This is a genomic window from Mycolicibacterium arcueilense (genome assembly GCF_058536225.1).
On the sequence record NZ_JBZTYL010000037.1, the window covers coordinates 291306 to 302143 of the forward strand.

The window sequence follows — 10838 nt, forward strand, 5'->3', positions numbered from 1 at the left end:
GGCGCGCACAGGGTTTTGCCAGGGGGCAGCAACCGTTGGCATCTCCGAGGGTGCAGCGTTTCGTGACAGCGGGATTGGGGTGAATCAGTGACGACACCAGCGCAGAACGCGCCGTTGGTGTTCCCGTCGGTGGCTTTCCGGCCACTGCGTCTGCTGATTGTCTGCGTCGTCCTCACCGGGCTGGCCGTAGGGGCCGCCGGTTTCATCGGACACATTTTCTTCGGCGTCTTCTTCGGTGTCGGCCTGGTCCTCGGCTTGATCAACGCCCTGCTGGTGCGTCGGGCCGTCGAGGCGATCACGGCCGAGGATCACCCGCTCAAGAAGAAGATGGCCGTGAACTCCGCGACGCGGCTGCTAATCATCACTGCGATCGCACTCGGCATCGCACTTTTCTTCAAGAAGCACGACGGCATCGCGGTGCTGTTCGGGCTGGCTATTTTCCAGGCTCTGCTGGTGATGAGCACCAGCATCCCCGTGCTGCGGAAGATCCGCTCTAACGGCCTGGATGTCTTGGATACGGAATCGAAGGGTTGAGCTGACCTATATGACTCAGACGACGACCGTGCTCGCCGCCGAAGAGGGTGGCGCTGCCATCCACGTCGGCCACCACACGATGGTGTTCGAGCTGTTCGGGATGACGTTCAACGGCGACACCATCCTGGCCACCGCGGTCACCGCGGTGATCGTGATCGCGCTGGCGTTCGTCCTGCGGGCCAAGGTCACCTCGACCGGCGTGCCGGGCGGTGTGCAGCTGTTCTGGGAGGCCTTGACCATCCAGATGCGTCAGCAGATCGAGGGCTCGATCGGTATGAAGGTCGCCCCCTTCGTGCTGCCGCTGGCGGTGACGATCTTCGTCTTCATCCTGATCTCCAACTGGCTGGCGGTCCTGCCGTTGCAGTACGGGGGAGCGGACGGCGCCGCTGCCGAGTGGTACAAGCCGCCGGCCTCCGACATCAACTTCGTGCTGGCGCTCGCACTGTTCGTGTTCCTCGCCTACCACGCCGCCGGTATCTGGCGTCGCGGCATCATCGGCCACCCGGTCAAGGTGATCAAGGGCCACGTCGCGTTCCTGGCGCCGATCAACATCGTCGAAGAGATCGCCAAGCCGATCTCGCTGGCCCTCCGTCTTTTCGGCAACATCTTCGCCGGCGGCATCCTGGTCGCCCTGATCGCGATGTTCCCCTGGTACATCCAGTGGGCACCCAATGCGATCTGGAAGACCTTCGACCTGTTCGTCGGCCTGATTCAGGCATTCATCTTCTCGCTGTTGACGATCCTGTACTTCAGCCAGTCGATGGAGCTGGACCACGAGGACCATTGAGCTCACTGATCCACATATCTGATCCCTACAACTGCAGCACACGAACCTCTGGCGGCACAGCCACCAGTTATCAAGGAGGATAAAAGGAATGGAACTCGACCCCAACGCCCTCATCACGGCCGGCGCGCTGATCGGTGGCGGTTTGATCATGGGTGGCGGCGCCATCGGCGCTGGTATCGGTGACGGTATCGCGGGTAACGCGCTGATCTCGGGCATCGCCCGGCAGCCCGAGGCCCAGGGCCGGCTGTTCACCCCGTTCTTCATCACCGTCGGTCTGGTGGAGGCCGCGTACTTCATCAACCTGGCCTTCATGGCGCTGTTCGTCTTCGCCACCCCGGGCCTGCAGTAGTCCATCAGCATGGGTGAACTGAGCGCAACGATCCTGGCTTCAAGCCAGGCAGCGGCGGAAGGCGGTGGGGGCCAGAGCAACTTCCTGGTCCCCAACGGCACCTTCTTCGCCGTGCTGATCATTTTCCTGATCACACTTGCTGTGATCGCGAAATGGGTTGTGCCACCGGTCGGCAAGGTACTGGCAGAGCGCGAAGCGATGCTGGCGAAGACCGCCGCCGACAACCGGAAGTCGGCCGAGCAGGTGGCCGCGGCACAGGCCGACTACAACGAGGCGATGGCCGGGGCTCGTACCCAGGCATCGGCAATCCGTGACGAGGCCCGCGCCGCGGGTCGCGAGGTGGTCGACGCCAAGCGTGCCGAGGCGAGCACCGAAGTGGCCGAAACTGTGCGCCAGGCCGATGAGCAGCTTGCTGCCCAGGGTGCCGGTGTGCGGTCGGGTCTGGAGTCTTCGGTGGACGGACTCTCGCAGACCCTGGCCAGCCGAATTTTGGGCGTCGACGTGAAATCAGGTGGGACGCAGTAGATGTCGATATTTATCGGACAGCTGATCGGCTTTGCCGTCATCGCATTCATCATCATCAAGTGGGTTGTGCCGCCGGTGCGGAGCCTGATGCAGAAGCAGCAGGAAGCCGTGCGGGTCGCGCTCGCCGAGAGCGCGGACGCGGCCAAGAAGCTCGCCGACGCCGATGACATGCATGCCAAGGCACTCGCCGACGCCAAGGCCGAATCGACCAAGGTGACCGACGAGGCCTCGCAGGACTCGGAGCGGATCACCGCCCAGCTGGCCGAGCAGGCCGGTACCGAGGCCGAGCGGATCAAGGCCCAAGGCGCTCAGCAGGTTCAGCTGATGCGCCAGCAGCTCATCCGCCAGCTGCGCACCGGTCTCGGATCGGAGTCGGTGGCCAAGGCCGACGCACTGGTCCGGGCACACGTGGCCGACCCGGCCGCGCAGGCGGCCACCGTGGACCGGTTCCTCGCCGAGCTGGACCAGATGGCGCCGTCGGCCGTGGTGATCGACACCGCCGCCACGTCCAAGCTGCGCGCGGCCAGCCGCGAGTCGCTGGCTGTGGTGGTCGGGAAGTTCGACTCCGTCGCCGACGGTCTGGACGCCGACGGGCTGACCACGCTGGCCGAGGAATTGGCCTCTGTCGCCAGGCTGCTGCTTTCGGAGTCGACGCTGAACCGGCACCTGGCCGAGCCGACCGACGAGAATGGCGCCAAGGCCGAGCTGGTCGACCGTCTGCTGTCGGGCAAGGTCGGCAACACCACGCTGGACGTGCTGCGGACCGCGGTCTCGCAGCGCTGGTCGACCGAAGCGAACCTGGTCGACGCCATCGAACACACCGCGCGTCTGGCGCTGCTCAGGCGCGCCGAGATCGCCGGTGAGGTCGACGAGGTGGAGGACCAGCTGTTCCGGTTCGGCCGCCTGCTCGACGCCGAGCCCAAACTCTCGGCCCTGCTCAGTGACTACACCGCTCCGGTCGACGGACGAGTCGCCCTGCTGGACAAGGTGCTCGGCGGTAACGCGAGTGGGAACGGGACGGCAGCGGCGCTGCTGGCCCAGACTGTGGGACTGCTGCGCGGTGAGCGTGCCGACGAGGCCGTCATCGATCTCGCCGAACTCGCAGTCGCCCGCCGCGGCGAAGTGGTTGCTCACGTGACCGCCGCGGCTGACCTGACCGATGCTCAGCGGACCCGGCTGTCCGAGGTGCTCACCCGCATCTACGGACATCCGGTGTCAGTGCAGCTGCACGTCGACCCGGAACTGCTCGGTGGTCTGTCGATCACCGTCGGTGACGAAGTGATCGACGGCTCGATCTCGTCCCGACTGGCCGCAGCGGCCACCCAGCTGCCGGACTGACGAGCGCTTGCGCGAGGAAGCGACAGTCCAGCCCCGGCACGAACCCAGAACCACCCCAAGAACAAGGTAGGAAGACGAAAAACCATGGCAGAGTTGACAATCTCGGCTGCTGATATTGAAGGTGCCATCGAGGACTACGTATCCTCGTTTTCCGCCGACACCGAGCGTGAAGAGATCGGCACCGTCGTCGATGCCGGTGACGGCATCGCTCACGTCGAGGGCCTGCCCTCGGTCATGACCCAGGAGCTCCTCGAGTTCCCGGGCGGTGTGTTGGGTGTGGCGCTGAACCTCGACGAGCACAGCGTCGGCGCCGTGATCCTGGGTGAGTTCGAGAAGATCGAAGAGGGCCAGCAGGTCAAGCGCACCGGCGAGGTGCTCTCGGTGCCGGTCGGCGACGCCTTCCTCGGTCGCGTCGTCAACCCGCTCGGCCAGCCGATCGACGGCCAGGGCGACATCGAGTCCGAGACCCGCCGTGCACTCGAGCTGCAGGCCCCTTCGGTGGTGCAGCGCCAGGGCGTGTCCGAGCCGCTGCAGACCGGTATCAAGGCCATCGACGCCATGACCCCGATCGGCCGTGGCCAGCGTCAGCTGATCATCGGTGACCGCAAGACCGGCAAGACCGCGGTCTGCGTCGACACCATCCTCAACCAGCGTGAGGCCTGGGAGACCGGCGACCCCAAGCAGCAGGTGCGCTGCGTGTACGTCGCCATCGGTCAGAAGGGCACCACCATCGCCAGCGTGAAGCGCGCGCTGGAAGAGGGCGGCGCGATGGAGTACACCACCATCGTCGCGGCCCCCGCCTCTGACCCGGCCGGCTTCAAGTGGCTGGCGCCCTACACCGGTTCGGCCATCGGCCAGCACTGGATGTACGACGGCAAGCACGTGCTGATCGTCTTCGACGACCTCTCCAAGCAGGCCGACGCCTACCGCGCCATCTCGCTGCTGCTGCGCCGCCCGCCGGGCCGCGAGGCGTTCCCCGGCGACGTCTTCTACCTTCACTCCCGTCTGCTGGAGCGTTGCGCCAAGCTGTCCGACGAACTCGGCGGTGGTTCGATGACGGGTCTGCCGATCATCGAGACCAAGGCCAACGACATCTCGGCGTTCATCCCGACCAACGTCATCTCGATCACCGACGGCCAGTGCTTCCTGGAGTCCGACCTGTTCAACCAGGGTGTGCGACCGGCCGTCAACGTCGGTGTGTCGGTGTCCCGCGTCGGTGGCGCCGCGCAGATCAAGGCCATGAAAGAGGTCGCGGGTTCGCTGCGTCTGGATCTCTCGCAGTACCGCGAGCTGGAGGCCTTCGCGGCCTTCGCCTCCGACCTGGATGCGGCTTCCAAGGCCCAGCTGGATCGTGGTGTCCGCCTGGTCGAGCTGCTCAAGCAGGCGCAGTACAGCCCGTTGGCAGTCGAGGATCAGGTCGTCTCGATCTTCCTCGGTACTCAGGGCCACCTGGATTCGGTTCCGGCCGAGGACGTCACCCGCTTCGTCGACGAGCTGCTGGAGCATGTCAAGGCCAGCCACTCCGACATCCTCAAGAGCATCAAGGAGACCAAGAAGCTCTCCGAGGAGGCTGAGGAGAAGCTGGTCTCGGTCATCAACGAGTTCAAGAAGGGCTTCGCCGCCACCGACGGCAGCTCCGTGGTCGTGAAGGACGCCGAGGCCGAAGCCTTGAATCCCGAGGACCTGGAGAAGGAATCGGTCAAGGTCCGCAAGCCGGCTCCGAAGAAGGCCTAGGTAACCAATGGCAGCCACACTTCGCGAGCTACGCGGGCGTATCCGCTCCGCTTCGTCGATCAAGAAGATCACGAAGGCACAGGAGCTGATCGCCACGTCGCGGATCGCCAAGGCGCAGGCCCGGGTCGATGCGGCCCGGCCCTACTCCACCGAGATCACCAACATGCTCACCGAGCTTGCCGGTGCCAGCGCGCTGGACCACCCGCTGCTCGTTCAGCGGGAGAACCCCAAGCGGGCCGGTGTGCTCGTGGTGTCCTCGGACCGCGGTCTCTGCGGCGGTTACAACGCCAACGTGCTGCGCCGGGCCGAAGAACTCTTCTCGCTGCTGCGGGAAGAGGGCAAGGAGCCGGTGCTCTACGTCGTCGGTCGAAAGGCCTTGGGCTACTACAGCTTCCGTCAGCGTGCGGTCGTCGAATCCTGGACCGGCTTCTCGGAGCGTCCCGAGTACACCAACGCCAGGGAGATCGCCGACACCCTGGTGACGGCGTTCATGTCCGGTGCCGACGACGAAGGCGACGACGCCGGAGCGGACGGCATCCTGGGCGTCGACGAACTGCACATCGTGTCCACCGAGTTCCGGTCGATGCTCTCGCAGACCGCAGTGGCGCATCGGATTGCACCGCTGGTCGTCGAGTACGTCGGCGAGCCGGAAGCCGGTCCGCACACGCTGTATTCGTTCGAGCCGAATGCCGAGGACCTGTTCGACGCGCTGCTGCCGCGCTACATCGCAACCCGCGTGTACGCGGCACTGCTGGAGGCGGCGGCCTCGGAGTCGGCTTCGCGCCGGCGCGCCATGAAGTCGGCCACCGACAACGCCGACGATCTGATCAAGGCACTCACGCTCGCGGCCAACCGCGAACGTCAGGCGCAGATCACCCAGGAAATCAGCGAGATCGTGGGCGGCGCGAACGCGCTGGCCGACGCGCGCTAGCCGGACCAAAGACGAAAGCCTCGTAGGAAAGCGAAGAGAGAATGACTGCTACTGCAGAGAAGACCGCGGGCCGCGTAGTCCGCATCACCGGCCCGGTGGTGGATATTGAATTCCCGCGCGGTGCCGTGCCCGAGCTGTTCAACGCGCTGCACGCCGACATCACCTACGGCGCGCTCGCCAAGACCCTGACGCTCGAGGTTGCCCAGCACCTCGGCGACAACCTGGTGCGCTGCATCTCGATGCAGCCCACCGATGGCCTGGTGCGTGGCACCGACGTCCGCGACACCGGCGCCTCGATCTCCGTGCCGGTCGGCGACGGCGTCAAGGGCCACGTGTTCAACGCCCTCGGTGACTGCCTCGATGAGCCCGGCTACGGCAAGGACTTCGATCACTGGTCGATCCACCGCAAGCCGCCGGCCTTCGCCGACCTGGAGCCCCGCACCGAGATGCTGGAGACCGGTCTGAAGGTCGTCGACCTGCTCACGCCGTACGTGCGTGGCGGCAAGATCGCCCTGTTCGGTGGCGCCGGTGTGGGTAAGACGGTTCTGATCCAGGAGATGATCAACCGTATCGCCCGCAACTTCGGTGGTACCTCGGTGTTCGCCGGCGTGGGTGAGCGCACCCGTGAGGGCAACGACCTGTGGGTCGAGCTCGCCGACGCCAACGTGCTGAAGGACACCGCGTTGGTGTTCGGTCAGATGGACGAGCCGCCAGGCACCCGTATGCGCGTCGCCCTGTCGGCCCTGACCATGGCCGAGTACTTCCGTGACGAGCAGAACCAGGACGTGCTGCTCTTCATCGACAACATCTTCCGGTTCACCCAGGCCGGTTCCGAGGTTTCGACCCTGCTGGGTCGTATGCCTTCGGCCGTGGGTTACCAGCCGACGCTGGCCGACGAGATGGGTGAGCTGCAGGAGCGCATCACCTCGACCCGTGGTCGCTCCATCACCTCGATGCAGGCCGTGTACGTGCCCGCCGACGACTACACCGACCCGGCGCCTGCCACCACGTTCGCCCACCTGGATGCCACCACCGAGCTTTCGCGTGCGGTGTTCTCCAAGGGCATCTTCCCCGCTGTGGACCCGCTGGCCTCGTCCTCGACGATCCTGCACCCCAGCGTCGTCGGCGACGAGCACTACCGCGTCGCCCAGGAAGTCATCCGCATCCTGCAGCGCTACAAGGATCTTCAGGACATCATCGCCATCCTCGGTATCGACGAGCTGTCGGAAGAGGACAAGGTGCTGGTGTACCGCGCCCGTAAGATCGAGCGCTTCCTGAGCCAGAACATGATGGCGGCCGAGCAGTTCACCGGCCAGCCGGGTTCGACCGTGCCGCTCAAGGAGACCATCGAGGCCTTCGACAAGCTGGCCAAGGGCGAGTTCGATCACCTGCCCGAGCAGGCGTTCTTCCTCATCGGTGGTCTGGATGACCTGGCGAAGAAGGCCGAAAGCCTCGGCGCCAAGCTGTGATGAGCGCTTGCGCGAAGAACCAATGGGTTGAGTTGAGCCTTCCTATTCGAGAGGTGGTGTGACATGGCTGATTTGAACGTCGAGATCGTTGCCGTCGAGCGTGAGCTCTGGTCCGGCACCGCTACGTTCGTCTTCACCCGGACCACCGCTGGTGAGATCGGCATCCTGCCGCGGCACATCCCGTTGGTCGCTGAGCTCGTCGACGACGCCATGGTGCGGGTCGAGCGTGAAGGCGAAGACGATCTGCGGATCGCCGTCGACGGCGGTTTCCTGTCGGTGACGGAGGAGACGGTTCGCATCCTGGTGGAGAACGCTGAGTTCGAATCCGAGATCGACGCGGACTCCGCCAAGCGGGATGCGGAGTCCGACGACGAGCAGACAGCGGCATGGGGTCGGGCGCGCCTGCGCGCTCTCGGCCAGATCGACTGACGACAGAGACGACAGATGAGCGCGCCCATGATTGTCATGGTCGCGCTCGTCTGCGTTCTGCTACTGGCAGTCGGAGCGCTGAGCTACCGATTGTGGAAGCTGCGTCAGGTTGGCGGAACCGCAGCCATCCTGCGTGACTTTCCCGCCGAGGGCGGTAGTGGCTGGCGCCACGGAGTGATGCGCTACCGCGGTGGGGAGGCCGGGTTCTACCGGCTGTCCAGCATGCGGTGGTGGCCTGATCGACGGTTGAGCCGGCGCGGCCTGGAAGTGGTGTCGCGCCGACTCCCACGTGGCGATGAGTTCGACATCATGACCGATCAGATCGCGATTCTGGAACTGCGCGATACCAGCCCCGAACGCCGCCAAGGCTATGAGATCGCCCTGGACCGGGGCGCGCTCACGGCGTTCACCTCTTGGCTTGAGTCGCGGCCGTCACCGCGAGCTCGCCGCCGCAATTACTGAAGCTATTTCTCGGTTCCGCCGCCCGGCTTCCACAGGACATCCCCCTCCGGGTTCGCGACCCGCGACAGGATGAACAACAGATCCGACAGCCGGTTGAGGTACTTCGCAGGCAGCACGCTGACCGACTCACCGTGCTCATCCACCGCGATCCATGCCGACCGTTCAGCTCGGCGAGCCACTGTCCGGGCGACATGCAGCAGGGCGGACAGGGGACTGCCGCCGGGCAGGATGAACGAGTTCAGGGCAGGCAGCGCCTCGTTGAACTCGTCGCACCACTTCTCCAGGCGGTCGATGTAGGCCTGGGCGATCCGTAACGGTGGGTACTCGGGGTTCTCGACGACGGGGGTGGACAGATCAGCGCCCGCGTCGAACAGGTCGTTCTGAATCTGGCGCAATACCGGCAGGATTTGCTGATCGGGGTCGCCCAGGGCCACTGCGACGCCGATGGAGGCGTTGACTTCGTCACAGTCGGCGTAGGCCGCCAACCTCGAATCATTCTTGGAAACCCTGCTGAAATCACTCAGCCCGGTCGTGCCGTCGTCGCCGGTGCGGGTATAGATACGGGTGAGATGAACAGCCATAGCTGAACCGTACCGGGATTGAGGACGAGCCCGCCGGGCTCGGCGGATCTGTCCGAGCAGGCGGAAACTCGACGGCAGGCTGTCTACACTGACCGGCGTGAGCGAGCGTTTCTTGGTGACCGGAGGAAACCGGTTATCAGGCGAAGTTGCTGTCGGTGGGGCAAAGAACAGTGTGCTGAAACTGATGGCGGCCTCATTGCTGGCCGAGGGCACCAGCACGATCACCAATTGCCCCGACATCCTGGACGTGCCGCTGATGGCGGAGGTGCTGCGGGGGTTGGGTGCGACGGTCGAGCTGGACGGTGACACCGTCCGGATCACGTCGCCCGACGAACCGAAGTACGACGCCGACTTCGCGGCGGTCCGCCAGTTCCGCGCCTCGGTCTGCGTGCTGGGACCACTGGTCGGACGCTGCAAGAAAGCGAAGGTCGCGCTGCCAGGCGGTGACGCGATCGGGTCGCGGCCGCTGGATATGCACCAGGCCGGGTTACGTCAGCTGGGCGCGACCTGCAACATCGAGCACGGCTGTGTGGTGGCAGAGGCCGATCATCTGCGGGGCGCCGAGATCCAGCTGGAGTTCCCGTCAGTGGGGGCGACCGAGAACATCCTGATGGCCGCGGTGCTGGCTGAAGGTGTCACCACGATCCACAATGCGGCGCGCGAACCCGACATCGTCGACATCTGCGCGATGCTCAACCAGATGGGCGCCAAGGTCAGCGGAGCCGGGACGTCGACGCTGACGATCACCGGTGTCGACCGGCTCTACCCCACGCAACACCGGGTGATCGGTGACCGGATCGTGGCAGCCACGTGGGGGATAGCGGCGGCGATGACGCGCGGGGACATCTCGGTGACCGGCGTGGACCCCCAGCACCTGCAGCTGGTCCTGCACAAGCTGCACGACGCCGGCGCCACCGTGACCCAGAACGACGACGGTTTCCGGGTGGTCCAGTACGAGCGTCCCAAAGCGGTGAACGTGGCGACGCTGCCGTTCCCGGGTTTCCCGACCGACCTGCAGCCGATGGCCATCGGCTTGGCCGCGGTGGCCGACGGCACATCGATGATCACCGAGAACGTGTTCGAAGCGCGCTTCCGGTTCGTCGAGGAGATGATCCGGTTGGGCGCCGACGCGCGGACCGACGGGCACCATGCGGTGGTGCGGGGGATCCCGCAGCTGTCGAGCGCTCCCGTGTGGTCCTCGGATATCCGGGCCGGCGCCGGCCTGGTGCTCGCCGGCTTGGTCGCCGACGGCGAAACCGAGGTTCACGACGTGTTCCACATCGACCGCGGATATCCGTTGTTCGTGGAAAACCTGTTGAGCCTCGGGGCCGAGATCGAAAGAGTAGGCTCCTAAGCAGCACGTCCGAGCCTGTCTTTCAGCCTCGAAATCGTGCTGACCAGCCGATTTGACCTTGAAGGCAGGCGCGCGCTAATCTTTTGAAGTCGCCGCGGAGCGGGTGAAACACCCCGGGCCAGAGCGACTTGACAAGCCAGCCGAGATCGTACTAAGCTGGCGAGGTTGCCTCAGACCGGATGAAATAAGCCAAAATGAAGCAATTTGACTTGCCGGCAAGATTCAGATTAAGCTGGTGGGGTTGCCCCAAAACAGGGTGACAAAGCAGAAAAGCCTGTTGTTTGAGAACTCAATAGTGTGTTTGGTGGTTTTTGTTTGTTGTTTTTGGCCACGCTCTTTTTCCCG

General features: G+C 65.0%; 12 protein-coding genes. 11 read left to right on the forward strand and 1 reads right to left on the reverse strand.

Translation table 11 applies throughout. The features are described from left to right. Positions 1–87 precede the first annotated feature (87 nt). From AC4LGL_RS33135 to AC4LGL_RS33180, 10 genes are all read left to right on the forward strand, one after another. Entirely contained in the window at positions 88–534 is a 447-nt protein-coding gene (locus AC4LGL_RS33135; RefSeq protein WP_463807160.1) for an ATP synthase subunit I, read from the forward strand. A gap of 10 nt (positions 535–544) precedes the next feature. After that, on the forward strand, positions 545–1321 hold the full coding sequence (atpB, locus tag AC4LGL_RS33140; protein WP_491842466.1) for a F0F1 ATP synthase subunit A: 777 nt from the start codon (positions 545–547) through the stop codon (positions 1319–1321). 88 nt (positions 1322–1409) lie between these two features. Beyond that, positions 1410–1670 (forward strand): F0F1 ATP synthase subunit C, encoded by a 261-nt coding sequence (locus AC4LGL_RS33145; RefSeq protein ID WP_003888102.1) that lies wholly within the window; start codon positions 1410–1412, stop codon positions 1668–1670. A 9-nt stretch (positions 1671–1679) separates the two neighbouring features. Then, positions 1680–2195, forward strand: coding sequence for a F0F1 ATP synthase subunit B (locus AC4LGL_RS33150; protein ID WP_491842467.1), 516 nt, complete (start codon positions 1680–1682; stop codon positions 2193–2195). Next, complete coding sequence (locus tag AC4LGL_RS33155; protein ID WP_491842468.1) at positions 2196–3533, forward strand: F0F1 ATP synthase subunit B/delta; 1338 nt, start codon at positions 2196–2198, stop codon at positions 3531–3533. 84 nt (positions 3534–3617) lie between these two features. Further along, positions 3618–5267: a F0F1 ATP synthase subunit alpha gene (gene atpA / locus AC4LGL_RS33160; protein WP_491842469.1), complete on the forward strand. Its 1650-nt coding sequence runs from the start codon at positions 3618–3620 to the stop codon at positions 5265–5267. A gap of 7 nt (positions 5268–5274) precedes the next feature. Then, positions 5275–6198, forward strand: coding sequence for a F0F1 ATP synthase subunit gamma (locus tag AC4LGL_RS33165; protein ID WP_491842470.1), 924 nt, complete (start codon positions 5275–5277; stop codon positions 6196–6198). A gap of 41 nt (positions 6199–6239) precedes the next feature. Then, a complete protein-coding gene (gene atpD / locus AC4LGL_RS33170) occupies positions 6240–7667 on the forward strand; it encodes a F0F1 ATP synthase subunit beta (protein WP_044519623.1) in 1428 nt (475 codons plus the stop codon). A gap of 63 nt (positions 7668–7730) precedes the next feature. Beyond that, positions 7731–8096: a F0F1 ATP synthase subunit epsilon gene (locus AC4LGL_RS33175; protein ID WP_491842471.1), complete on the forward strand. Its 366-nt coding sequence runs from the start codon at positions 7731–7733 to the stop codon at positions 8094–8096. 15 nt (positions 8097–8111) lie between these two features. After that, entirely contained in the window at positions 8112–8558 is a 447-nt protein-coding gene (locus AC4LGL_RS33180) for a DUF2550 domain-containing protein (RefSeq protein WP_064884241.1), read from the forward strand. A gap of 2 nt (positions 8559–8560) precedes the next feature. Here the strand turns inward: AC4LGL_RS33180 and AC4LGL_RS33185 are convergent, their stop codons facing one another. Continuing rightward, positions 8561–9139: a cob(I)yrinic acid a,c-diamide adenosyltransferase gene (locus AC4LGL_RS33185; RefSeq protein WP_491842472.1), complete on the reverse strand. Its 579-nt coding sequence runs from the start codon at positions 9137–9139 to the stop codon at positions 8561–8563. A 97-nt stretch (positions 9140–9236) separates the two neighbouring features. Between AC4LGL_RS33185 and murA the strand changes: the two genes are divergently transcribed. Continuing rightward, complete coding sequence (gene murA, locus AC4LGL_RS33190; protein WP_054602914.1) at positions 9237–10493, forward strand: UDP-N-acetylglucosamine 1-carboxyvinyltransferase; 1257 nt, start codon at positions 9237–9239, stop codon at positions 10491–10493. Positions 10494–10838 lie beyond the last annotated feature (345 nt).